This is a genomic window from Psychrosphaera sp. 1_MG-2023 (genome assembly GCF_030548245.1).
In the GTDB taxonomy this organism is placed as follows: domain Bacteria; phylum Pseudomonadota; class Gammaproteobacteria; order Enterobacterales; family Alteromonadaceae; genus Psychrosphaera; species Psychrosphaera algicola.
Window position 1 is genome coordinate 276809 of record NZ_JAUORW010000002.1, and the last position, 25849, is coordinate 302657.

At 40.6% G+C, this 25849-nt stretch carries 20 protein-coding genes; 16 read left to right on the forward strand and 4 right to left on the reverse strand.

The window, feature by feature from the left end; translation table 11 throughout:
* Positions 1–50 precede the first annotated feature (50 nt).
* From Q4575_RS02780 to arfB, 5 genes are all read left to right on the forward strand, one after another.
* Positions 51–935 (forward strand): A24 family peptidase, encoded by an 885-nt coding sequence (locus tag Q4575_RS02780; protein ID WP_215963415.1) that lies wholly within the window; start codon positions 51–53, stop codon positions 933–935.
* Positions 932–1540 carry a dephospho-CoA kinase gene (gene coaE, locus Q4575_RS02785; protein ID WP_215963416.1) on the forward strand — a complete coding sequence of 203 codons (609 nt, stop codon included), beginning with the start codon at positions 932–934 and terminating at the stop codon, positions 1538–1540. The genes Q4575_RS02780 and coaE overlap by 4 nt, the downstream gene beginning before the upstream one ends.
* Positions 1541–1647: 107 nt before the next feature.
* Entirely contained in the window at positions 1648–2397 is a 750-nt protein-coding gene (locus Q4575_RS02790) for a cell division protein ZapD (protein WP_215963417.1), read from the forward strand.
* 16 nt (positions 2398–2413) lie between these two features.
* On the forward strand, positions 2414–2641 hold the full coding sequence (yacG, locus tag Q4575_RS02795; RefSeq protein ID WP_215963418.1) for a DNA gyrase inhibitor YacG: 228 nt from the start codon (positions 2414–2416) through the stop codon (positions 2639–2641).
* A gap of 4 nt (positions 2642–2645) precedes the next feature.
* Positions 2646–3062 (forward strand): alternative ribosome rescue aminoacyl-tRNA hydrolase ArfB, encoded by a 417-nt coding sequence (gene arfB, locus Q4575_RS02800; RefSeq protein WP_215963419.1) that lies wholly within the window; start codon positions 2646–2648, stop codon positions 3060–3062.
* A gap of 28 nt (positions 3063–3090) precedes the next feature.
* Here arfB and Q4575_RS02805 read toward each other — a convergent pair whose 3' ends face one another.
* The gene (locus Q4575_RS02805) at positions 3091–4512 is read right to left on the reverse strand and encodes a hypothetical protein (RefSeq protein ID WP_303521261.1); all 1422 of its coding nucleotides are present in this window, start codon (positions 4510–4512) and stop codon (positions 3091–3093) included.
* Positions 4513–4734: 222 nt separating this feature from the next.
* Between Q4575_RS02805 and ndk the strand changes: the two genes are divergently transcribed.
* The 10 genes from ndk (at position 4735) to Q4575_RS02855 (ending at position 16046) form a co-directional block, all read left to right on the forward strand.
* Positions 4735–5166 carry a nucleoside-diphosphate kinase gene (gene ndk / locus Q4575_RS02810; protein ID WP_215963421.1) on the forward strand — a complete coding sequence of 144 codons (432 nt, stop codon included), beginning with the start codon at positions 4735–4737 and terminating at the stop codon, positions 5164–5166.
* Positions 5167–5415: 249 nt separating this feature from the next.
* Entirely contained in the window at positions 5416–6558 is a 1143-nt protein-coding gene (locus Q4575_RS02815) for a bifunctional tRNA (adenosine(37)-C2)-methyltransferase TrmG/ribosomal RNA large subunit methyltransferase RlmN (protein WP_215963422.1), read from the forward strand.
* A gap of 35 nt (positions 6559–6593) precedes the next feature.
* Complete coding sequence (gene pilW, locus Q4575_RS02820; protein ID WP_303521262.1) at positions 6594–8486, forward strand: type IV pilus biogenesis/stability protein PilW; 1893 nt, start codon at positions 6594–6596, stop codon at positions 8484–8486.
* Positions 8483–9496, forward strand: a complete 1014-nt coding sequence (locus Q4575_RS02825; protein ID WP_215963424.1) for a RodZ domain-containing protein — start codon at positions 8483–8485, stop codon at positions 9494–9496. The genes pilW and Q4575_RS02825 overlap by 4 nt, the downstream gene beginning before the upstream one ends.
* Positions 9497–9518: 22 nt before the next feature.
* On the forward strand, positions 9519–10622 hold the full coding sequence (gene ispG, locus Q4575_RS02830) for a flavodoxin-dependent (E)-4-hydroxy-3-methylbut-2-enyl-diphosphate synthase (protein ID WP_215963425.1): 1104 nt from the start codon (positions 9519–9521) through the stop codon (positions 10620–10622).
* 2136 nt (positions 10623–12758) lie between these two features.
* Entirely contained in the window at positions 12759–13652 is an 894-nt protein-coding gene (locus Q4575_RS02835) for a mechanosensitive ion channel family protein (RefSeq protein ID WP_272180816.1), read from the forward strand.
* 77 nt (positions 13653–13729) lie between these two features.
* Complete coding sequence (locus tag Q4575_RS02840) at positions 13730–14383, forward strand: peroxiredoxin-like family protein (protein WP_303521264.1); 654 nt, start codon at positions 13730–13732, stop codon at positions 14381–14383.
* A 40-nt stretch (positions 14384–14423) separates the two neighbouring features.
* Positions 14424–14912 carry a GNAT family N-acetyltransferase gene (locus Q4575_RS02845; RefSeq protein ID WP_303521265.1) on the forward strand — a complete coding sequence of 163 codons (489 nt, stop codon included), beginning with the start codon at positions 14424–14426 and terminating at the stop codon, positions 14910–14912.
* Between the two features lie 48 nt (positions 14913–14960).
* Positions 14961–15371, forward strand: a complete 411-nt coding sequence (locus Q4575_RS02850) for an energy transducer TonB (RefSeq protein WP_303521266.1) — start codon at positions 14961–14963, stop codon at positions 15369–15371.
* 144 nt (positions 15372–15515) lie between these two features.
* Complete coding sequence (locus Q4575_RS02855) at positions 15516–16046, forward strand: hypothetical protein (protein ID WP_272180811.1); 531 nt, start codon at positions 15516–15518, stop codon at positions 16044–16046.
* 81 nt (positions 16047–16127) lie between these two features.
* Here Q4575_RS02855 and Q4575_RS02860 read toward each other — a convergent pair whose 3' ends face one another.
* The 3 genes from Q4575_RS02860 to folE2 all read right to left on the reverse strand — a co-directional run bounded on the left by Q4575_RS02860 (position 16128) and on the right by folE2 (position 23699).
* Entirely contained in the window at positions 16128–17534 is a 1407-nt protein-coding gene (locus Q4575_RS02860; RefSeq protein ID WP_303521267.1) for an FAD-dependent oxidoreductase, read from the reverse strand.
* Positions 17535–17549: 15 nt separating this feature from the next.
* A complete protein-coding gene (gene gltB, locus Q4575_RS02865; protein WP_303521278.1) occupies positions 17550–22004 on the reverse strand; it encodes a glutamate synthase large subunit in 4455 nt (1484 codons plus the stop codon).
* 774 nt (positions 22005–22778) lie between these two features.
* Complete coding sequence (gene folE2 / locus Q4575_RS02870; RefSeq protein ID WP_215964267.1) at positions 22779–23699, reverse strand: GTP cyclohydrolase FolE2; 921 nt, start codon at positions 23697–23699, stop codon at positions 22779–22781.
* A 322-nt stretch (positions 23700–24021) separates the two neighbouring features.
* Between folE2 and Q4575_RS02875 the strand changes: the two genes are divergently transcribed.
* Entirely contained in the window at positions 24022–25842 is a 1821-nt protein-coding gene (locus Q4575_RS02875; RefSeq protein ID WP_215964266.1) for a cyanophycinase, read from the forward strand.
* Positions 25843–25849 lie beyond the last annotated feature (7 nt).

The following is a 25849-nucleotide window of genomic DNA, read 5'->3' on the forward strand; positions in this document are numbered from 1 at the left end:
GCTTAGACTTTGGCCTTTGTACCGTTACAAAAATAATTGATAAGAAATATATGTTTGATCAAATTTTAGATGCTTTAGAAACTTTTCCGCTGTTTTTATATGGTTTCACTTTTGTCCTCTCTCTTCTCGTTGGCAGCTTTTTAAATGTCGTTATTTATCGACTGCCGGTGATGATGCAAAATGAATGGGACTGTGATTGCCGCGAATTACTCGCCGATGAATTGAAAAAAACGAAAGCAAAGGAAGCGACGCCGTTTAATTTAGCTGTCCCGGAATCCCACTGTCCAAAATGTAAACACAAAGTTAAGCCATGGCAGAATATTCCAGTCATTAGCTATTTATTATTGAAAGGAAAGTGTGGAAACTGCAATACGCCGATTTCCCTAAGGTACCCTGCAATAGAGTTGTTGACTGCAATTGCGTCATTAACTGTGGTCATGGTAGTTGGGTTTTCACCTCAAGCGCCAGTATTAATCCTTTTGACTTGGTTGTTTGTTGCCCTCATTTTTATCGATATTGACCACATGTTATTGCCAGATCAAATTACCCAACCTGCGCTTTGGTTAGTAATTATTAGCTCAATTTGGGGCGTGTTTCTATCTCCTAAAGACGCAATTATTGGCGCGGCCTCTGGGTATATGTTTTTGTGGGTTGTCTTTTGGGGCTTTAAGTTAGTCACAGGAAAAGATGGCATGGGTTATGGCGACTTTAAGCTAATGGCGGTTGTTGGTGGTGTTGTTGGCGTTATTCAGTTGCCAATGGTCATATTACTATCGTCCGCTGTCGGGGCTGTTATCGGTCTTTCTATGATGGCATTTTCAAAAGCTGATCGTACGACCCATATCCCTTTTGGACCATATATCGCGATAGCTGGTTGGATAACCATGTTGTGGGGTGATGGTATCCTTGCATGGTATTTAAGAGTTTTTGTATGAGCCAGCCGAAAAAGCTAATTATAGGAATAACGGGCGGGATCGGCAGCGGCAAAACGGCTGCAACAAACATTTTTCAGCAACTTGGTATTGATGTGGTCGATGCGGACATCGTCGCCAGAGATATTGTTAAAGTAGGCTCTCCAGTATTAGACCTTATTGTTAAGCAGTTTGGGAAAGGTATTATTCTGGCGGATGGCTCACTAAATCGAGCGATGTTACGCCAACAAATTTTTTCTGATAATGCTCAAAAGTTAGCCCTAAATGCAATTATGCACCCAGCTATTAGAGCTGAATTGTTGGCACAATTGGACGCGGCTACCTCAGACTATGTCTTGTTATCTGCGCCCTTGTTGTTTGAAAATGGACTTGAGAAATATGTTGATAAGGTTATTGTTGTTGATGTTGATGAGTCAGTACAAATGCGTCGAGCGAGTGACAGGGATGGCGTTGAACCATCGCAAATAGAAGCCATTATTAACAGCCAGTTGTCACGGCATGAGAGAAAAAATAAAGCTGACTTTATCATCGACAATTCAGGCAGTTTACTCATGTTAAATGAGCAGGTTAAAGCCGCACATATTTGGGCAAAAAATTTAATAATTTAACATCGTAAAATCGGTAAATTTAGATAAAAGTGTATAATTTTTCTGCGATATGTGTTTAAACTACTAGAAAGTACTAGTAAATATAATCAAACAATAATAAGAATAAAATGAACTTTGTTGTATTCGAACACCCATTAAATGAAAAAGTCCGAGTGCTTTTGCGACTCGAACTCTTGTTCCAGCAACTCGATTCATTTCAATCCACCAATAATTATCCCAACCTACTTTCCTTTTTCCGCAATATTTTTGACTGCATTGAGCTACTTGAACGAAATGACGTTCGCAGTACCTTGACTCATTATTTGGATTTATTAGAAAAAAGTATGGTTAAGTGGGCGGCGCATCCTGAGGTTCAAAATGAATCGTTACAGGAAAAGTTAGCAGAGGCGATTCGATTGCAAAATGACGTCGTCAATATGACTAAAGCATGTCAGCAACTCAAAGAAGATAAATTTTTAGCCAGCTTACGCCAACGTTTTTCTATTGCTGGTGGCGCATGTGATTTTGAATTACCGCAACTTCACTATTGGCGTCTACAAACAAAACAAGAACGTGATAATAATGTCCAAGAATGGCTTAATATCTTGTTGCCACTAAAACAAGCGCTGGACTTTTCACTTATGTTTATTCGTGAGTCCTATAGTTTTGAGCAAAAAAGTGCTGTAAATGGATTTTATCAAGATTCCAGCGGCGATAACGTGAGTTTATTGCGTATACGCTACGACTTGTCCCTAGGGGTTTTTCCAACGGTTAGTGGCAGTCATAGACGATTTTCAATCAGTTTTATGCAACCTGATAAAAGTTCGGTTAAAACGGCTGTGAATGATACAATTCATTTCGAATTAGCAAAATGTTAGTTAATAAGAGTGAATTATGACAACCGTAGTTAAATGTCCAACCTGCGTAAAAGACGTTGTGTGGGGGCCCGAATCAGAATTTCGTCCTTTTTGTTGTAAACGATGCCAGCTTATTGATTTAGGTGAGTGGGCCAACGAAGAAAAATCTATTCCAGAATCACCGTTAGCGTCAGCAATGTCAGAAGCCGATCTCGATCGCATTGAAAACATGTTGGCCCAACAAGAAAACGAGTTTTTTAAATAATAAGATGTTAGTCATTTCTAACAATGTCAGTTTGTCCCTTGATGAGATTGAGTTAAATGCGATCCGTGCTCAAGGCGCTGGCGGGCAAAACGTAAATAAAGTTTCCTCGGCAATTCACCTTCGATTTGATGTCGCAGCATCCTCTTTACCAGACTTCTATAAAGAGCGCTTGTTAGCGCTAAAAGACAAACGCTTAACAAAAGAAGGCGTTATTGTCCTAAAAGCGCAGCAATATCGGACTCAAGAGCAAAACCGAGATGACGCGTTAGAACGGTTAGTGGAATTGATTAAGAGTGTGTCCGTTGTTGCAAAGGCGCGCCGAGCAACAAAACCTACCCGCGCATCGCAAAAAAGGCGAATGGATAGTAAGACTAAGCGAAGTGGTCTAAAGCAAATGCGGGGCAAAGTGGATATGGGCTAGATTGTTAGCCCACTGTCGTTACTGAATATTAGTTTTTTCTGACTTTATTATCCCGCCGCCAAAACTTTGCATGATCAATATCTCGTTCCCATAAAGGTCCAGGGTTCCAATACAGTCCGTCTGGAAATTGTTTTTTGAAATAAGCAGGTCCAAAATCTGAGCTGGATCTCGCTGCTTCGTACAGTATATTGTACGCTGGTGTCACTTCTACTTGGGTAATGTCGTCAAATTGTACCTGCCGCTTGGTTAATTGCTTAACTATTGCATTATTGGGCGCTGACGGGTTAAGCGTCGTAACAACTCCGCGTTCTGGCAAATTGGTTTCTTTGGATATGAAATATAGGCCGCAACCTAATGGAAAACGTCCAACCATTTTTTTCAATATATTGGCAACATCTTTACGCACTACTTTTTTGTCAATGGCGCTACTAAGTACGTCGTAGGCTTTAAACATGGTTGGGAAGTCAAATTTAGGTTTGGTCGATAAAATAAAAGACGCATAAATCATTGGCACACGAATGAGATTACCCAACAAGTGCGCAGGGTTTGAATAATTAACCAAAATCTCTTCCATAATTTGATGTCGTTGCAGTGCTTTTTCAAATAAAGAGTCGTCGTCAAATTCGTTGCGATTCGGTTTCCCTAATCCCCATTTAAGGTATGTTAGAGTATTTTCATAAATGGCTTTAGCTTGGCTTTTTCGCGTTTTTTCATCAACCTGCCGGTATCGATTACCTTCATACAATGCCTCAGCTTCTGGGCTGTAACTCCCGATGCTTTGCAATAAACAGGCTTTAACAATAGGCATTAAAACATTGGCTTTATAACCTTCTAGTGCTTCGTCATCATCATCGTCTGATGTTGTTACTTGTTCATTGCTCTGGGACCAGTTAGGTAAATTTAATTGAATAAATTTGTTGTCTAGTAGTTCTTTCTGAGCAAGTTGCGATACAAGTTGTATCGTTAATGCTGACGTATAAAGAGGTCGATTTTTTTCATTGTTTGGGCAACGGCTTGGATCACCAGAGAGTGGTGCGCGGAGCACGATAGTAGTTAAAAACTTACCTGCGTCTCGTTCTTTAACTGCTGCGTCAACTAATGCTCCGGCCAATTTGTCGAGTATTGTTCTACGTTGTTCAAAGCCTTTTTGAATTTTTGGCCACAATTGAGCTATGTTCTCATCGGCTTTTTTCTTGATTTGGTTTAATTCAGATAAGTAGACTTCAACGTCGGCTTGGTCTTTTATCTTTGGGTAATTACCATTTTTTTGTTTGTAGCCCAAAATTGTTTTAAGTTGGTTATTAACCTCCTCAAGCTTTTCTTTTTCACGCAGAAAGAAGCCCTGTAACTCGCTAAATTTAGAGTAAAATGAGGTTGCATCGTCGATGACTTCAACATATTCAGATTTGAGTTGTTGTAACAAATCAGTGATAAAAAGAGGTTGTGACATTAAAATCCCATCAAAAAACCATAAATTTTAGGCGCTTATATTGCTGGATCAGTATAGAAGTCGAAGTCGATTTGAGCCAGCACTAAATTAGTTTGATTAATTTTTGCGCTTTGTGTAACTCACCATATGCTTTTTCAATTTGTTAACGTATAATGCGCGCCCAAAATCGGATACTAGAACCGGTTTAAACGAATTTTATATTTAAAACTTACGGAGTTTAACATGGCTTTAGAACGTACTTTTTCTATCATCAAACCTGACGCAGTTGCAAAAAATGTAATCGGCGCTATTTATAACCGTTTTGAATCTGCAGGTCTACGTATCGTAGCGTCTAAAATGGTTCACCTTTCTCAAGAGCAAGCTGAAGGTTTCTACGCTGAGCATAGCGAACGTCCTTTCTTTGGTGCTTTGGTTTCTTTCATGACTTCTGGTCCAGTTATGGTTCAAGTGTTAGAAGGCGAAAATGCAGTATTGAAAAATCGTGAAATCATGGGTGCTACAAACCCTGCTGAAGCACTAGCTGGTACTTTACGTGCTGACTACGCAGCTTCAATTGATGAAAATGCTTGTCACGGTTCTGATGCGCCTGAATCAGCAGCTCGTGAAATTGCATACTTCTTCTCTGCTGACGAAATTTGTGCACGTACTCGTTAATTTAACTTTTTGCTTAACTTGAAATATGGTTAAGTAAGTACTGCTAAATAAACAATACGTTAAAAGGACTTAGGAATACTAAGTCCTTTTTGTTTTTCTAATCACTCTTAAACATTCCAACTGGAAACGTTTGTGAATGTGGATAACATAGAGTGATTAGAAAAATTAGTACGCGTGTAATAACGCATCCATTTCTTTTAGCAAAGACTGCTAATAAAGAACAACGATATAAGTTACAAAGAGGTTCTTATGACGACAGAAACGACCACTCCGGCTACTCCAAAAATAAATTTGATGGACTTTGATCGCAAAGGCATGCGCAAGTTTTTTGCGGATGAATTTGGTGAAAAAGGCTTTCGTGCTGACCAAGCGGTGAAGTGGATTTATCAAATGGGAAAAACCGATTTTGATGAAATGACTAATTTTTCTAAAGTCTTAAGAACCAAATTAAAAGAAAAGTGTGTAATAAAATCACCTGAAATTAGCGTGCGCCAAGTGTCTAGTGATGGAACAATTAAATACGCATTGGTGCTAGATGATGGCCAAGAAGTCGAAGCGGTTTGGATCCCAGATGGAAATCGCGCTACTTTGTGTGTTTCCTCTCAAGTTGGTTGTGCATTAGAGTGTCCATTTTGTTCGACAGGGGCTCAAGGCTTTAATCGTAATTTGAAGGTCGGAGAAATTATTGGCCAAGTTTGGCGTGTGGTGCAAGACATTGGTTGGGATGGTTTATCAACCAATCGTGCAGTAACAAACGTTGTTATGATGGGCATGGGTGAACCGTTATTAAATGTAAATAACGTTGTTCCAGCGATGGAACTAATGATGGATGATTTCGCTTTTGGTTTATCTAAACGTCGTGTCACGCTTAGCACATCAGGTGTTGTGCCGGCTTTGGACTTATTAAAAGAAAAAATTGATGTGGCTCTCGCCATTTCTTTACATGCACCAAACGACGAACTACGTGACGTCTTAGTTCCGGTAAACAAAAAATATAATATCGAGTCGTTTCTAGCGGCATGCCGTCGTTATATTGATGGTTCTACAGCTAACCAAGATATTACGATTGAATACGTTATGTTAGATGGCATTAACGATTCAATGGATCATGCCCGTGAATTAGCTAAAACATTACGTGGAACACCGTCTAAAATAAACTTAATTCCATGGAATCCATTCCCAGGCGCGCCATACGGAAAATCATCTAATTCTCGAGTGGATAGATTCGCTAAAGTCATGCAGGAAGAAGGTTATACTTGTATCGTCCGTCGTACTCGTGGCGATGATATTGACGCGGCTTGTGGTCAATTAGCAGGTGACGTAGTTGACCGGACTAAGCGAATGTTAAAAAAACAGGTGAAAGGTGAGGCGATATCAGTCAAAATGGCTTAACCCTCAGTTTTCATTAAAAATAAGAATAAGCGGTTATGGGACGAATTGTTATCGTATTGCTCAGCTGTTTTATGCTGATAAGCTGTGTTACGGAACGAACTTTTATCGATTCTAAGAAAAAAGTTCGGAGTTTAGAGTTTAATAAAGACGATGCAGCCAAAACCAGACTTATCCTTGGTTTGAGTTATCTCGAAAACGGCAAATTTGAGCAGGCGAAATTTAACCTTGAAAAAGCGTATCAATTTTCGCCTGACCGAGCCGACATAAATTACAGCCTTGGTTATTATTACCAGTTGGTTGGCGAAATGCTAATCGCGGAAGAATATTACAAAGAAGCTGTGGATTTAGAACCAAACAACCCCGATACGCTAAATAACTACGGTACATTTTTATGTAACACCGGAGATGTTGATAAAGCTGAGAAGTTTTTCAAGCGCGCGATAGATATATCAAAATATACTAGAGCCGCAGAAAGTTATGAAAACATGGCGATCTGTGCTCTAACTAATGACCAATTAGTTAAAGCTGAAAAGTATTACGAAACCTCATATAAACATAACCCTAGCCGGGCCAATAATGTCTTGTCGCTTGCGGGTTTAAAATATGCGTCAGGGGATCTTGTTTCCGCCCTCGATTTTTTTGGTCGTTATATGCGATTAACAGAAGCGAGTTCGCGGGCTTTATTACTCGGATATATATTGGAAACGCGCCGTGGACGAATTTCTCAGGCGAATAAATATTCCAATAAACTAAGAGACGCTTTTCCCAAATCCCGTGAAACCTTATATTTTACGACAGGACAAGTGAAAAATTCAGAATTTGAAGTGCTTCGTCAAAAATATCAAGCGACCGCTGGCAATGGTCAACCGCAAATTAAAATCATTAAAAAGCCTCAAAATCGCACAACTAAAAATCGGTTTGATACACGACTTTCTCAAACCGGACTAATTGGTGCGGGGGCATTGCAGAATACCAATGTTGAGTTAACCTCAAGTGTAGCGCTAGCCGCAGAATTAAAACAAAAGCTGGAAATGTTTTCGAAGCCACTAACGGATACGGAATCGATAACGATGCCGAGTCAAACCCAATCTACCGCTGCGTTTAGAAAAGTCGGCCCACTTCCGAATGAAACCATGTTAGTGGAAGAGGTTGCGCCAGGGGAGGTTGTGAATGACCGCGCCGCAACTGCGAATCAAAAACAATTTTTAAAATTACAAGAACGTACCATTGAGCCACCAATGTACCAGGTTCAAGAAGGTGACAACTTGTATCAACTGTCAGTTAAATTTAACGTTCAAATGCTGAAAATTGTGGCGTGGAATGAATTAAAAAATGAGACACTAGAGTTGGGGCAACGCCTTTATATTGCGGATCCTAATCCATATATCGTTGTGACTGAAGACATGTTATTGTCACAGTTTGCAAGTCAGCACAATATAAAGCTATCAGCCCTAATGAAGTGGAACAACTTACCTAGTGATGGTTGGCTGAAAAAAGGCATGAAACTGTTTAACTTAGACCCTGTAGATTACTTGGCTAAGGTTGAGAACGTATCAAAGTTAGGTGAAAAATCTAATGGGTTATCGGTAATAGAGGTGCAAACACCGAGCATAACGATACCGCAGCATACCGTTGGAAAAAATGAATATCTGTATACGATATCGACAAAATTTAATATCAAAATTGAAGCCTTAAAACGCTGGAATAAGCTAACGTCAGAAAGTAATCTAAAGGCCGGTCAAAAACTCTATTTGGCCAACCCTGACGTGTATTACATAACAAAGGACAAACAATCATTGTCTGAAATCGCTGATCACTTGAACGTTGCGCTTTCTCAATTGTTGGTTTGGAATAATTTGACCCAAGACGGGGTAGTAATGGCAGGGACAAAGCTGCTAAAGGTTGACGCGGAGCGATATAAGAAATGACAGAACAACAAACAAATGAACCAGAAGTACCAGCGACAAACCTTAGTGCAGGAACAATATTAAGTGCAGCGCGAGAAAAGCTAGGCATTGAACTTGCTGATTTGGCAGAGCAAATCCGTGTACCAGTCAACGTATTGGAAGCTATAGAAAAAGATCGAGTTCCAAAGAATTTACCAGAGACATTTATTCGCGGTTATATCCGTTCTTATGCAAAAAAAGTTGGCGTAGCAGAGTCAGAAGTACTCACCGCAATTAAAACAACTGCGGCATTTGAAATGCCAGAAATGTCTAAACAAGAAATGCAGTCTTTTTCTAAAAGAACCAAAAAACAGGCTTTTGAACGCCGTTTAAAATTGGTTAGTTGGATAATATTAAGTGTATTGGTATTCGCGCTAATTCTTTGGTGGTATCAAGACTCAAACAATACCGACATTGCGCCGTTGGCCGGTGGTAATGAAAACAACGCAGTGGTGGTTGCTCAGGAAGTTGAACAAGTCGATAATATTGCGTCATCAATGGACGAGTCAAATGACGCAGATTTAGTCAATTCGTTTAATACTAATGCAGCGCAAACCGATGCTATACAAGATGATGAAATTGAACCTGCAATAGAAGCAACACCAGCTGATGACTTAACAACTGTAGCAGCTAATGAATCATCGCAAGAAAATACAGACGCAGCAGCGCCAATGGAATTAACCGCTGCTCAAACCGCGCTTTTGGCAGATGTTGGCGAAGTTGACGAAGAAGGTTTCATGAAAGTGGAAATGTTGTTCGAAAACGAATGCTGGGTGGAAGTATATGATATTAACGAAGAGCGCATTGCGGTAGGGAATAAACCTGCTGGCTATAGAATGACATTAAATGCACAGGGACCGTTTAGCGTTTTACTTGGTAACCCAGTTGGTGTGACTATTTGGGTCGACGGCAAAAAGTTTGATACCAATCGTTACCCACGTAATCGTGTCGCTCGTTTTGAGTTAGACGCAGCAGAATTAGCAAATAATTAAATTTACAGAATAAGAGATCCCGATGTTTGGCGAAAACCCGATTAAGCGACGTAAATCCACTCAGGTTATGGTTGGTAATGTACCGGTGGGTGGTGATGCACCAATAGCTGTGCAATCAATGACAAATACCAATACTTTGGATGTTGATGCTACGGTTGCTCAAATTGAAGCGATACAAAATGCCGGGGCAGACATTGTCCGTGTATCTGTTCCAACGATGGAAGCTGCAGAAGCATTTAAAGAAATTAAACAACGTGTGACCATCCCTTTGGTTGCAGATATTCATTTTGATTATCGAATTGCACTTAAAGTTGCCGAATACGGTGTCGATTGTTTGCGTATTAATCCAGGTAATATCGGTAATGAAGAGCGTATTAAAGCGGTAATCGACGTTGCCAAAGAAAAGAACATCCCTATACGGATCGGTGTTAATGGCGGATCATTAGAAAAAGATATTCAAGAAAAATACAAAGAGCCAACTCCCGAAGCACTTGTTGAATCGGCAATGCGTCATGTAGAAATATTACAACGTCACGATTTTCACAACTTCAAAGTAAGTGTTAAAGCGTCGGACGTTCATTTGGCCGTTGGTGCTTATCGTTTGCTTGCACAAAAAATAGACCAACCTTTGCATCTTGGTATTACTGAAGCTGGTGGCTTCCGTTCAGGTGCGGTTAAATCAGCGGTTGGACTCGGAATGTTGTTAGCAGAAGGCATTGGCGATACGTTACGGATCTCTCTAGCGGCTGATCCAGTTGAAGAAATCAAAGTGGGTTTCGATATATTAAAGTCATTAGGTATTCGAGCACGTGGCATTAACTTTATAGCGTGCCCGAGTTGCTCTCGCCAAGAGTTTGATGTGGTAACCACCATGAATCAACTTGAAGAGCGACTAGAAGACGTAATTGAACCTGTGACCGTGTCAGTTATCGGTTGTGTTGTAAATGGTCCAGGTGAGGCTCTGGTTTCCGATTTAGGTCTTGCCGGTGCAAACAAACGCAGCGGGTTTTACTTAAATGGTGTTCGCCAGAAAAAACGCTTCAATAATGATAATATCGTTGAAGAGCTTGAATCTGAAATTCGAGAATTTATTGCCAATAAAATTCCAGCGACGAACGTTGAATAGTCGCTTTTAATTACCTCATAATTTCAGAACAGGAAACGTCATCCCTAGCTTGTAAAATTAGTCGAGCTTAAGCGATATTAGGAACCTCCAACCAAGTGCAGAGGAATGTCATAGTTCACACAAAAGAATGCTTGAATGTTGCTAGTAACACCAGTGTATAGCGCATCAAAATATTTTTACTTTCAGAGTCGATTGTTGGAGATTCCAAATATCGCTGGGGCGATTTTGGAATGACGATTCTTTCTATAAAACGTCATCCCTAGCTTGTAAAATTAGTGGAGCCTAAGCGATATTCAGAACCTCCAACCGAGTGCAGAGGAATTTCATAATTCGCTTTGCAGGCTGCGCCTTGCTTTGCCCTGCGGGCGGCTATTTCGCCTAAAGGCGAGTCACTTTTCTCAACAGCTAGAAAAGTAACCAAAAGAGCCGCTTTCGGCCAAATCCCTAATCCTTATTTGATATTTATATTATCGTCGAAGACGGAATGTAAATTCGTCCATGAATACATTCCTTGCAACGGCGTCCCTGCCGTTCACTTCGAGTTATAAATCTCAACTAAGGGGAATTTAGACGAAGGGAAATGCAGCCTGAACTTTAGGTGCAATAACTCATAACTTCAGAACAAAAAAACGTCATCCCCAAGCTTGTAAAATTAGTCGAGCCTAAGCGATATTAGGAACCTCCAACCAAGTGCAGAGGAAGTTCATAATCCGCCTTCAATTAACTCATAACTTCAGAACAAAAAACGTCATTCCAAAAGAGCCTAAGCGATATTAGGAACCTCCAACCGAGTGCAGAGGAATTTCATAATCCGCCTTCAATTGGCTCAAAATAATCAGAACAAAAAACGTCATTCCTAGCTTGTAAAATTAGTCGAGCCTAAGCGATATTAGGAACCTCCAACCAAGTGCAGAGGAATTTCATAATTCGCCCAAAATTAGCTCAAAATAATCAGAACAAAAAACGTCATTCCAAAAGAGCATTAGCGATATTAGGAACCTCCAACCAAGTGCAGAGGAAGTTCATAATTCGCCCAAAATTAGCTCAAAATAATCAGAACAAAAGACGTCATTCCAAAAGAGCCTAAGCGATATTAGGAACCTCCAACCAAGTGCAGAGGAATGTCATAGTTCGCCCTAAATTGACTCATAACTTCAGAACAAAAAAACGTCATTCCAAAAGAGCATTAGCGATATTTGGAACCTCCAACCGAGTGCAGAGGAATTTCATAATCCGCCTTCAATTAACTCATAATAATCAGAACAAAAAACGTCATTCCCAAGCTTGTAAAATTAGTCGAGCCTAAGCGATATTAGGAACCTCCAACCAAGTGCAGAGGAAGTTCATAATTCGCTTTGCAGGCTGCGCCTTTCTTTGCCCTGCAGGCGGCTATTTCGACTGCGTCGACCTTACTTTTTGCAACAACCCAAAAAGTAGGCAAAAAGGCCGCTTTCGACCAAATCCCTAATCCTTATTTGATATTTATATTATCGTCGAAGACGGAATGTAAATTCGTCCATGAATACATTCCTTGCAACGGCGTCCCTACCGTTCACTTCGAGATATAAATCTCAACTAAGGGGAATTTAGACGAAGGGAAATGCAGCCTGAACTTTAGGTGCAATAACTCATAACTTCAGAACAAAAAAACGTCATTCCCAAGCTTGTAAAATTAGTCGAGCCTAAGCGATATTAGGAACCTCCAACCAAGTGCAGAGGAATGTCATAGTTCACACAAAAGAATGCTTGAATGTTGCTAGTAACACCAGTGTATAGCGCATCAAAATATTTTTACTTTCAGAGTCGATTGTTGGAGATTCCAAATATCGCTGGGGCGATTTTGGAATGACGATTCTTTCTATAAAACGTCATCCCAAGCTTGTAAAATTAGTCGAGCCTAAGCGATATTAGGGATCTCCAACCGAGTGCAGAGGAATTTCATAATCCGCCTTCAATTGGCTCAAAATAATCAGAACAAAAAACGTCATTCCCAAGCTTGTAAAATTAGTAGAGCCTAAGCGATATTCAGAACCTCCAACCAAGTGCAGAGGAAGTTAAGTTGGATTGTTTGCCTTGCAGGCAGAAGATTGAATCGCTACTCTGTTATATTAGTCTTGGTAATCAATAGGTAACTCCATGGATTCAACTACTGAAGTGGTTAAGCAACAATCACAAGAATCACTTGCCGCAGCAGATCTTTTAAAAAACGAAATTGATCAAGTGGCCAAAATTTACGACATCATGATCGAGTTTTTTACAAACTATAGCTTTCAACTCGTTGGCGCATTTATCATTTTTATCATCGGATACATGATTGCCGGTAAAGTTGGCAATATGGTTTTAGCCATTTGTGAACGCAATAAACTAGACATTACGTTGAGTCGATTTTTATCAAACACATCTAAAATGTTGTTTGTTGTTATGGTGCTTATCATTGCATTAGGCAAGTTAGGGATCAGTGTTACCCCGTTTGTTGCTGCGATTGGTGCTGCGTCATTAGGTGCTGGCTTGGCATTGCAGGGATTATTAGCCAACTATGCGGCTGGATTTAATATCATCATGATCCGTCCTTTTGTTGTTGGCGATACCTTGACCGTGCAGGGTGTTACCGGAGTTGTTCAGGAAGTGCTGCTTGCTTACACCATCGTTGTTGATGAGGATGGCGCTGAAATCATAATTCCTAACAAACATATCGTTGGTGAAATTCTGCATAATTCAAAATCAGATACCTTGCTAGAGTTGTCGGTAGGCATTGATTACAGCCATAACCCACTTGAAGTGGTTGAGTTAATCCAAAAAGCATTAGCAGAAATGGATGTTGTAAGCTCAAATAAAGCGCCTGAGGTTGGCATAGACCAATTTGCTGACAGTTCGATAAATATCGGCATCAGACTTTGGACGGCAACGGTAGGATTGCATACAACGCGTTTTGAGACGAACAAAATGATCTATGAGTTGTTGCACCAACACAATATCAAGATCCCATTCCCGCAAAGAGATATACATATTGTCTCGGGCAATGCAGCATAATTAACAATTTTGGGATAGGGCTAGTTGAACTTTCATCGCACCTGTCCCAAGTTACTTTAGTAAACGGAGTTGATTCAATGAATAAGATATTTATCGCAACATTATTGGTTTTTTCTTCGTTTATGGCTATTGCCGCAAGCGTTGAATATATTGGTATTGCCGAAGCAGAAGAGTTTGTTAAACCTATGAAGCGCGGGCAAGCTTTGGATAATGTCTGTTTAGAGGATATCGACCAGAAAACGGTATGTACCGATGATGTATTGTCCAGCAAACCCACGATTCTTATTGTTTATCGCGGGGGTTGGTGCCCTTATTGTAACGCGCAGTTAAATCGTTTGATGAAAATTGAAAAGCAGTTAACAGCACTTGGTTTTCAACTTATTGCGGTATCCCCTGATTCGAACAAAAACATCAAGGACATGAAACAACAAGATGGCATTAGCTACACATTATTAACGGACAACAAACTTGAACTGTCAAAGGCGTTAGGATTAGCGTACTTTTTAGATAAAGAAGTTGAAGCAAAATACCGCAATAAACTTGGTGTGCCGTTTATCGATATTAATGGTGATTCGCGAGTTTCCTTGCCGGTTCCGGCGGTGTATATTTTTGACCAAAAAGGTAAAGTGCATTATCAATATATCAGCCCGAAATATCAGGTTCGAGTAGATGAACAAATACTGCTTAAAAACGCCAAACAGGCAATGCAATCTATAAAGTCTATGAAGTGACCTGCGGTTATATAATTGTATTAACATTTGATAATAAGTAATGACTAATCTCAATTTAAACTTACAAGCCTCAGTTAGGAACGCCAAACTCGTTGAGGCGAGTGTGCTTACAAACATTGCATTGAAGTCAAAAGCCCATTGGGGTTACGACCAACAGTTTATGGCAGACTGCGTTGAAGAGCTGTCACAGTCTAAGGAGAAACTAGCACGCGAGAACTTTGTCTATCGTGTAGCTGAATTAGACGGACAGGTTGTTGGTTTCTCAATTTTGGAAAACACTCATCTTCGAGATATTTCACTCGACGCCTTATTCATTGACCCTGAGTTTATTGGGTTTGGAATTGGTAAGCAGTTGTTCTGCGATGTTGTCGAGCAGGCTAAATCATATCGCGCCGAGTCAATCACTGTGCAAAGTGATCCAAACGCGGAAGGTTTTTATTTGGCAATGGGCATGACGCTGTCTGGTAAATTGGAATCTGGCAGTATTCCTGGACGCATGTTGCCGACGTTAAACTTGCAACTTACCTGAACCTCATTTAGCTTAGACAATTCTTAATATTTAAGGACGAACGTACCAATGAAATTATGTGGAATAATTGCTGTTATCACACTTGGCTTGTCGGGATGCGCGACGACTAATTCAGCGCCAACAACTAGCTCAGTTGCTAATGGCACAATCAAAACTGCATCGCTGTGTGACGCTAATAAAGAGCAAAACCCGAGTATTACTCCAATTATCCGAGTGGAACCTAAATACCCTGTTAAAGCAGCAAAAGCTGGATTAGGCGGATATGTCATTATGGATTTTGATGTCACCAAAAATGGCAAAACGAGCAACATCAGGGTAACTGAATCTTATCCATCAGATTTGTTTGTTTCTGCCGCCAAAGCTTCGTTGTCAAAATGGCTCTATAAGCCCGCAGTGGAAGATGGGAAAACCGTTGCTTCAAAGTGTTTAAACGTTAGGCTTGATTTTAGACTAGGCTAACTAGAAATTAGAAATTAGAAATTAGAAATTAGAAATTAGAAATTAGAAATTAGTTTAAGTCTGAAAGCCCATAAATAAAAATATTTATGGGCTTTTTTTGAGGTTCATACGTATAGCCATTAAATTCCTAAAACTTGGTGTGTTATGAAGTACCTATTAATCAGTTTTCTAACGTTATTATTACAAGCTTGTTCAACCACTTATCAAAATCAGCAAATACTAGGCAAAGCTTTTCCATTGGTCGAAGGGACTAGCCTGTCCGATGAACTCATCGAGATCCCAAAACATTTCAGTGGCAACAACACCCTATTGCTTATCGGCTATAAACAGGCATCACAGTTTGATATCGACCGATGGCTAATCGGCTTGGATATGACAGAAACACTTGTTGACGTATATGAAATTCCAACCATCCAAGGCTTATTTCCTAGAATGTTCAGTCCATTAATTGATGAAGGTATGCGCAAAGGGATCCCAAAAGAACTTTGGAAGGGCGTCATTACGGTTTACAACGATGGAGAAAAGGTTCAGCAGTTTACCGGCAATGAAAACGGTAATAATGCTCGGGTCGTTTTGTTAGATAAGTCGGGCATGATAACTTATTTTTATGACAGAGGTTTTTCAGTACAAGCGTTAAATGCGTTGAGGCAGCAGCTAGTGAAAGACCGACGTTAAATCATTGGTATCAGAATTACAGACATAAAAAAACGCGCAATGTTATCCAGAGCGCGTTTTTTTAGGATTTAGAAACCGTTATTAAACTTCTAACATGTCCAACATGCCTTCAGCAGCTTTGCGGCCTTCAGCTATTGCCGTAACAACTAAATCTGCACCACGGACGATATCGCCGCCAGCAAAGATTTTAGGGTTAGATGTTTGGTACGGGAATGGCGAGTCTTCCTGTGCCTTAATGGTATTCCAAGCCGTAAGCTCAACCCCATATGGCGTTAACCATTCAAGATTAAGTGGTTGGAAACCAAAAGCTTGGACGACGGCATCTGCTTCAACAATGTGCTCAGAACCTTCAATTGCTTCTGGACGGCGACGACCATTAGCATCAGGTTTCCCAAGTTGAGTTTTAACAAATTTAACACCACAAGCGTTGCCATCGGCGTCAATTTCTACTGAAATTGGTTGCACGTTCCACATGAACTCAACACCTTCTTCTTTGGCATTTTGAACTTCACGTGCAGAACCTGGCATGTTCGCTTCATCACGACGATAGGCACAAACAACGTCAGTGGCTTCTTGGCGAATCGCAGTACGGACACAGTCCATTGCAGTATCACCACCACCTAGAACAACGACTTTTTTACCTTCAAAGTCGATGCAATCATCATTTGTTCCCATAACTTTGCGCGTATTTGAAATTAAGTATGGCAATGCGTCAAATACACCAGGTGCGTTTTCATTAGGGAAACCACCTTTTAAGTTTTTGTACGTACCAACACCTAAAAATACTGCATCGTATTCGTCTAATAATGTTTGGAATTCGATGTCTTTACCCACTTCGGTATTTAGAACAAATTCGACACCTAACGATTCAAAGATTTCTCTACGACGTGTGATGACTTCTTTTTCCAATTTGAAAGAAGGAATACCAAAGGTCAGAAGACCACCGATTTCTTCGTATTTATCAAATACTACTGGCGTTACACCGTTACGTATTAATACGTCGGCACAAGAAAGTCCAGCGGGACCTGCGCCAATTACGGCAACACGTTTGTCGGTTTTCTCTACACCTTCAATGCTTGGACGCCAGCCCATCTCAAATGCAGTATCGGTAATGTATTTTTCAATACTTCCGATAGTAACTGCACCAAAATCGTCGTTAAGCGTACAAGCGCCTTCACATAAACGGTCTTGAGGACATACTCGGCCACATACTTCCGGCAAGCTATTGGTTTTGTGCGACAATTCAGCCGCTTCAATAATTTTGCCTTCATTAGCAAGTTTTAACCATTGTGGAATGTAGTTATGTACTGGACATTTCCATTCACAATATGGGTTACCACAATCTAAACAACGGTCGGCTTGGCCTTTAGCTTGAGGCTCGTTAAGAGGTTGATAGATTTCTATAAACTCTTCTTTACGCACCTTAACTGGGTGTTTAGTTGGGTCGATTCGTTTTACGTCGATAAATTGATATACGTTTTGACTCATGTCTAATTCCTCACCCTACATCGCCTGCACACGCAGCTCAGCTGATGAGCGATGGCGGTGGCCTAACAATTGATTGACGTCTGACGTTTTTGGCTTAACAAGTTTAAACTTAGGTAACCATTCTTCAAAATTCGCTAAAATATGTTGTGAACGTTCACTTTGCGTTTCTTCAAAGTGGTCGTTGATTAATCCGCGAAGATTTTCAATATGAATTGGCATATCGATATCTAATGATTCGATTAAATCGCCATTTAAACGTTGTGCTAAGTCATTATCTTCATCAAGTAGATAAGCGAATCCGCCTGTCATACCTGCACCGAAGTTGACGCCTGTTTCACCAAGTACGACAACAACACCGCCTGTCATGTATTCACAAGCGTTGTCGCCTGCGCCTTCAATGACGGCAATCGTTCCTGAATTTCGTACTGCAAAACGTTCACCAGCACAGCCTGCAGCTAATAATTTGCCGCCTGTTGCACCATATAAACAGGTATTACCCATAATGACTGACTTATGGCTGATATAACGAACACCTTTTGGAGGGTGTATTGTTAAAATACCGCCGGTCATACCTTTACCCACGTAATCATTGGCGTCGCCAATGAGACGAAGATAAACGCCACCCGCATTCCAAACACCAAAGCTTTGACCGGCTGTTCCGGTAAAGGTGATTGAAATAGGGTCTGTCGCCATACCTTGATTTCCGTGATGATCTGCAACTTCTCCCGAAAGCGTCGCGCCAACAGAGCGGTCAGTATTTCGAATGTCATAGTGCAGAGAGCCACCTGTCTTATTTGCGACCATATCTTTGGTGTCAGCTACGATAAGTTGATTCAAGGCACCATTATCTAATGGCGTATTTTCTGCCACACAGTAACTTGGGAATTCTGACGTAACACCACTGGACGCTAAAATACCGCGTAATTCCAATTTATTTTGTTTCTTGGTATCACCAGATAAAATCTCTAGTAGGTCAGTACGACCAATTAAGTCTTCAAACTTAGCTATACCTAATGAAGCCATGATTTCACGTACTTCACGTGCCATCGACACAAAATAGTTTTCAACCATTTTTGGCAAGCCAGCAAAATATTCTTTACGCAGTGTTTCGTCTTGAGTTGCAACACCAGTCGCACAGTTATTTAGATGGCATATACGTAGGAATTTACAGCCTAACGCAACCATAGGTCCGGTACCAAAACCAAAGCTTTCCGCGCCTAAAATAGCGCCTTTAACTACGTCTAGACCAGTTTTTAAACCGCCATCGACTTGGACGCGAACTTTATGACGCAGGCCGTTTTCTACTAACGCTTGGTGAGTCTCAGACAAGCCAAGTTCCCAAGGGCTACCAGCATATTTAACCGATGTTAATGGACTTGCAGCGGTTCCGCCGTCAAAACCAGAAATCGTGATTAAATCAGCATTTGCTTTTGCAACACCGGTGGCAATCGTACCAACACCTGGTTCAGATACGAGTTTAACGGACACTAGTGCTTTTGGATTAACCTGTTTCAAATCGAAAATAAGCTGAGCTAAATCTTCAATTGAATAGATATCGTGGTGTGGTGGTGGTGAGATTAACGTAACACCTTGCACCGAGAAACGGAGTTTCGCGATTTCAGCTGTTACTTTATCACCTGGTAATTGTCCGCCTTCACCTGGTTTTGCACCTTGAGCAACTTTGATTTGTAGTACATCAGCATTACGTAAGTAATGAGGTGTTACACCAAAGCGGCCAGACGCGATTTGTTTAATACGTGAGTTTTTGTCGGTTCCAAAACGGCGAGGGTCTTCACCACCTTCACCAGAGTTAGAGAACCCGCCTAATTTATTCATCGCTTGAGCCAGAGCTTCGTGAGCTTCAGGGCTTAATGCCCCTATCGACATGGCGGCAGTATCAAAACGAGGAAATAAATTTTTAGCTGGTACAACATCGTCAATCGAGATTGAGTCTTGCTGTTTCAGTTGCATCAAGTCACGGAAGTGCGCAGGACTACGTCCATTTACCAACTGAGCAAATTTCTGGTAGTCGCCGTAATCGCCAGACTTAACTGCTGTTTGCAGAGTAGTTACAACGTCTGGGTTATAGGCATGGTATTCACCACCATGAACGTATTTTAATAGTCCACCGTGATCAATTGTTTTGCGCTTCAACCAAGCAATTTTACCAAGTTGCATCAAATCTTGATGAACATCGTCAAAGCTTGCACCTTCAATTCTTGAAGTGATGTTAGGGAAACACAACTCCATGATTTCTGTGCTTAAACCAACGGCTTCAAATAGGTTAGAACAACGGTAACTTGCAATCGTTGAGATACCCATTTTCGACATAATCTTGTAAAGGCCTTTATTGATGCCTTTACGGTAGTTTAATACCGCTTGTTTAACAGGAATATCAATGCTGCCGTTTTCGACAAACTGTTCAACGGTTTCATAGGCCATGTAAGGATAGATAGCAGTTGCGCCTAAACCTAATAACACAGCAAAGTGATGTGAATCACGAACTGAAGCTGTTTCGACAACCATATTGGCATCACAGCGTAAGTTGTTTGTGACTAACGCATTTTGTACTGCACCAACAGCCATAGCTGCAGGGATTGGTACGAGGCCTTTTTCAATCGCGCGGTCAGATAAAATTAATATCGCTGCATTTCTATCACGAGCCGCTTCAATGGCTTGAGCACAAACTGCCTCAATTGCCGATTTCAGGTCGGTTTGTTCTGGGTTGAACAATATTGAAATTGTTTCTGTACGGTAGTGTTCTTCATCGTATTCACGTAATTGGTCCAAGTCGGTGTACATCAGCACAGGCGATTGGAATAACACACGGTTGGCATAACCAGACGTTTCGTTAAACACGTTTTGTTCACGACCAATACAGGTTGCCAAAGACATAACATGACTTTCACGTAACGGGTCAATTGGCGGGTTTGTTACCTGCGCAAATAACTGACGGAAGTAGTCATAGAAGTTACGTTTTTTCTTCGACATAACGGCCATAGGGGCGTCGTCACCCATAGAGCCAGTGGCTTCTTGCCCATCTTTGGCAAGAACCTTAATGATTTGGTCAATTTCTTCAAACGAGTAATTAAACAGTTTGTGGTAGACAGCTTGGGTTTCGTCATCAAATAGACGTTGACCAATTTCGTTGCCATCACACTCTTCAAACGGTTTTAAATGATTAATGTTTTTCTTCAACCATTCTTCATATGGTAAACGTTCTTTTAAATCGTTGTCGATTTCATCCGAGTGCCACACTTTACCTACATAAGTATCAACCGCTAACATTTGTCCAGGGCCAACTCGACCTTGTTCAATAACTTCGTCAGGGGTGTAATCCCAAATGCCAGACTCCGACGCTAACGTCAGGATCTTATTTTTGGTAATCGTATAACGAGCTGGACGAAGACCATTACGGTCTAAGTTACAAGCTACGTGGCGACCGTTGGTTAAAACGATACCGGCTGGGCCATCCCACGGTTCCATATGCATGGAATTAAATTCGTAGAATGCTTTAAGCTTGTTATCCATTTTAGGATGATTTTGATATGCAGGTGGCACTAATAGACGCATAGCACGGAACAAGTCCATACCACCGGCTAAAAATAGCTCCAACATATTATCAAGAGATGCTGAGTCTGAACCTGTCTTACTGACAAATGGTGCTGCGTCTTGAAGATCAGGGATCAAAGGCGAACGGAATTTGTACTCGCGAGCTTCAGCCCACTGACGGTTACCTTTGATGGTATTGATTTCACCATTGTGCGCTAAATAACGGAACGGCTGCGCAAGTTTCCATTGCGGAGTGGTGTTCGTTGAGAAACGTTGGTGGAATACACAAATTGCAGTTTCCATTCTAATGTCTGCTAAATCTAAATAGAATTTAGGCAGATCTTTAGGCATCACTAGCCCTTTATAGACTGTAACTAAACAGCTAAGGCTCGGTATGTAGAAATCTGGATCGTCTAACAGTTGTTTTTCAATACGGCGTCTTGCCATATATAAGCGGCGTTCAAAGTCTTTCTTACGCCAGCCTGGTTGTGCATTGATAAACACTTGTTCAATTTGAGGCAATTGATCAGCGGCAATTTGGCCGAGAACTTCCTTATTAGTCGGCATAACGCGCCAACCGACAAGTTCCAACATCTCGTTTTCGATTTCTTGTTGGATGATCTCTTTTGCTTTTGCTGCCCTGATAGGATCTTGGCTTAAAAATATCGTGCCTACGCCGTATTTTTTACCTAGATGCCAATTTTGCTCTTCAGCTATCGCGCGAAAAAACGCGTCAGGTTTTTGGATCAATAATCCACAACCATCACCTGTTTTACCGTCCGCAGAGATGCCTCCACGGTGTTGCATACGGTCTAAGCTCGTAATGGCAGTGCGTACAATTTTGTGACTCGCTTCACCTTCAAGGTGTGCAATTAAACCAAAACCACAGTTCTCGCGAACGTCTTGGCTGTTGTGCATTAGCTGAATCTGTTTAGAACCATTGTTGTTCACTCTGGTATCCTCCTTCCTAACCTTGCAGTAGCCGGTGTATTTCACCTGTTAATGTTGTTGTGTAGCTGCATGATGTGAATTTAAATTCACTTTTATGGTTATAAAATTCAAACGGCCGAACAACATAACCAGATTTACGCATCAGGTCAATATCAAAATAGGATAAATACTCTAAATAAGAAGAAATAAAATTTCATAAGTTAGAGTGATTATGGTGTTGATTTGGTGTTATGTCAGTATTTTCTGTAATTTATTTACAGAAATGTGCATATTTTAATAAAAGTAATCAACCAAATAAGATTTTTTAATATTGAATAGTATTACTCACATTAGCATTGATCTGGTCAGAATAAACCATAATTTTGTGACATACATATTTCTAATTTAATTTTTTTAAATTTACTTAGGTTTTGACGATTTAACTTTGGTGGTTATTTAGATAAAACGGATAGGGTTAAATTAGTGATGAGGTAATAAATCACGTTTTTGTTAAATAATAGGCGGTGGTTATCGACTCTATTAAGCTTGTTGGCCATTAAAATGGAAATTTTCCTAATTTGATAACGCTTAATTTTAGTCTGCTATATATAGAAGGAACTTCTAATTGTGAAGATTTACGTATTGTGGGTTATGAAGTGGTTCGACCGAGCCTAAAAACCAAACACAAAAAAGCCCGAGTGTTTCGGGCTTAATTTAATGAGCTTATTGATGCGTCAGAATAACCAGTTATACAGACATCAACTATCTAGATGAGTAACCACCAGAAATGCCTTTGCTTGCAACCGATACTGCGTCGTGGGCATGAAGCGATTCATAATGATTAACGCGCAACCAAAAGTCACGGTAACCATCTATATGGTTAAGTGCATGTTTAATGCGTCGACTTGCGTCTTCACAAAACATCAAGTTTTGGCCATTTAATCTCGCAAACTCTTGTTCATCTTCGCGTTTAACTGCCGCTTGAACAGGTGTTTGTAACGCATCTTCGATGGCATCAACCAAGTCGACGATTGGAAAGTCATCCACTGACGCGGCTAACTTTACTTTAACTTCAGCAATAGAACGTTGGCTGTGCGGTGTCGCAACAATGCCTTCCGTTGTACCTAACCAATTGCGAACGTCTTCAGCATTAACTTCACCACTGAATTTTTCGTTAAATGCATTTTGAATTAATTGACGGGCTAATGCGGCTGAGCATGGGCACGTTGATGAATATGGAACTTTAACGGCAAGTTCGATATCAAATTCGCCTTCCGTTAAGTTACCCGTAATCACTACTGGGTAAGCTTTCCAGCCTAATTTACCGCTAATCAAAGATTTTCGTCTAAGGTGATAATCAAATTCAAATTTAACATGTGCACTGTTGCTTAAGTCTTCGTGGCTTACAATGAAGTTATTAAGCAATTTAACCAAATTAGATTGGTTTAACGCGCTTTCAACTGAAAGTTCATCCAACATTAAATAAAGGCGTGACATATGAATGCCTTTGGCTTTAGGTTGGTTTAAATTTACAAATGCTTCGACCAGTGCCGATACAGGTCGGCTTTCGCCTTGCATTTCCACCATGATTGGCATTTCAATATTGCTCATTCCTACCCAATCGAGCACGCCTTCAGTTTGTGCTTGTGCTTGGTTTGCAATATCTGGCATTTTGGTTGGCATGGAAACTCCACATTAAAAAGTCAGCAAAAAAGCCCTCGGGTGTCAGAGAGAGGGCTCTTTAAAAAATTAAGTTCAAAATTAAGATGCGTTTATATCATAATTCCAAGCATTCGAATACCCTAGTAAGTTAGTCGGGTATAGATTTTTCGGAATATCTTAGTTTTGGTGCTATAGATGTATGTATATACGTTGAAATGTGTTCGCTGGATCACTATTTCAAGGTTTAAAAATCAGTTGGGTATAATAAACATTTAAATTGTAGCCAATGGATCGTAAAGTAGACGTTAGTTGGGCATAAAACAAACAGAGGAATGTTGTGAGTATGAGATGGTTGACCGGAAGTGTTGTAGGATTGACATTAATGTCATTTGTTATGGCAAGCCCAGCTGCTAACGGGAAGGCTGACTATTCGCTAATGCTTATTGGTGGGGGACTCGAATTTTGCACGAGTCAATCAATACGAGAATGTACTAAACCATTAAAACTTTCCTCAGAAGATCATGTTGATTATGCCTACTTTATCGATGAAAGCCGAATTGCCGAATTACAACGCACCATCTGGTCACCGGCTCGAATCATTGAAAAAAATCAACTTATCGAAGCGGTTAAACAAGCCCATAGCCGAACAAAAGGCGTACTGACTCGTCGTCAATTACTGACTGCATTGCGCGATGCAGAGATTACCGACAAAGGCAAAAAACTACGTGGTTCTGATTTGCTGCAATCTTTGCAAGATGTTGAGTTTCATACCATGCTCGATATCTTACAAATGGGTAATATTGAACATAATATTCTGAGTACAGACGAACATCGGAAAATAAAGGTCGATATTAAAAACAGTAAAAGTCATTTTTCGTTAAAGGTACTAAGGGAGTTTGTTCGCCAGAGCAAAACACTAACCTCTAGCAAACGACCTAAAATTGTCATCGTCACTGCTGCAAACCGTGACCAGTTTGAGCCTGTTGATTTATATACTCAGCTATTTGAAGAGCTCGGCGCTGACGTTACTTGGCTACCTGCTGATTTGGCGTTGTTTGCTGCGATTGAAGCGAATAATCAGAATCAAGATGCTGAAGCCTGTGACAAACTCGAAGACTACCGACAATCGTTATTACAACAATACGCTCGCCAGCGAATATTCCCTAAATTAACGGAGTATCAACGAGATATCTGTAAAAAGCCTGAACGCTTAAATGAAATGTTGGCTGAAGCACAGGGGATTTATTTTGTTGAGGGCGATGCTTTTCATCTAAAAAATGCTTTTATCAACGACTATCCTATGGCTAAAAGTATTCTTAACGAAATCCAGCAAAGAATGTTAAAAGCCGAATTAGTTGTTGCTGCGGATCAAGAATCTGCGATGGCATTTGCAGGAGGCCAGTCATCTATTTCTAAACCCGTAATGATGCTTGATGGGGACAGTCACAAGGCGTTGCTTTACGGTGCTTTTCAAACAAAAACACCGCTAAAGCAATGTGACAAAATTAAAAATTGCCCAAGAAAATTCAAAGATGGACAAGCTACATATATAGCTGACGGTGGCTTGGGGTTATTCCCGTTTGGTGTGGTCGATACCCGATTCTCAGAACGAGGTAGACAAGGTCGCTTAATACAATTGATTAGTCAGTCTAAAAGTATCATGGGTTACGGAATAGACGAACGAACGGCATTGATGATTGGTATAGACGATAGCAGGGAAATTCCATTAAGAATGGAAGTTATTGGTGAAAATGGCGTCAGTATTTTTGACTTATCCGAAGTTGAGAAGGACAAAGGATTCGAGAATTCAATATTGTCAGTGAGAAGTCATTACCTGACAGATGAAGACAAACTCTTTTTTAGAAACAACAAAGTGATCATAAGTTTTGCGGACTGGAAATATAGTGGCAATAGTCGTTCTCGGCCTGTTATCAAAAGTGGCAGCGCGTTTAAAAATGACAATTATAGAAGAACAGTAAACATGTTGTGTGCAACTGGGGCAGATTCGGCAACAATGAAACACTCCGTTTTGGGGACCGGACATACCTTATACGTAACCAAAAGCCGTACGTCGATTTCCTTGGCGGGCAAAAAGAATGTTGCAGGCAAAGACTATAGTTTTTGCTCTTACCGAGATTACTACCTAGACATTAATCCTATCTAGATTTGAA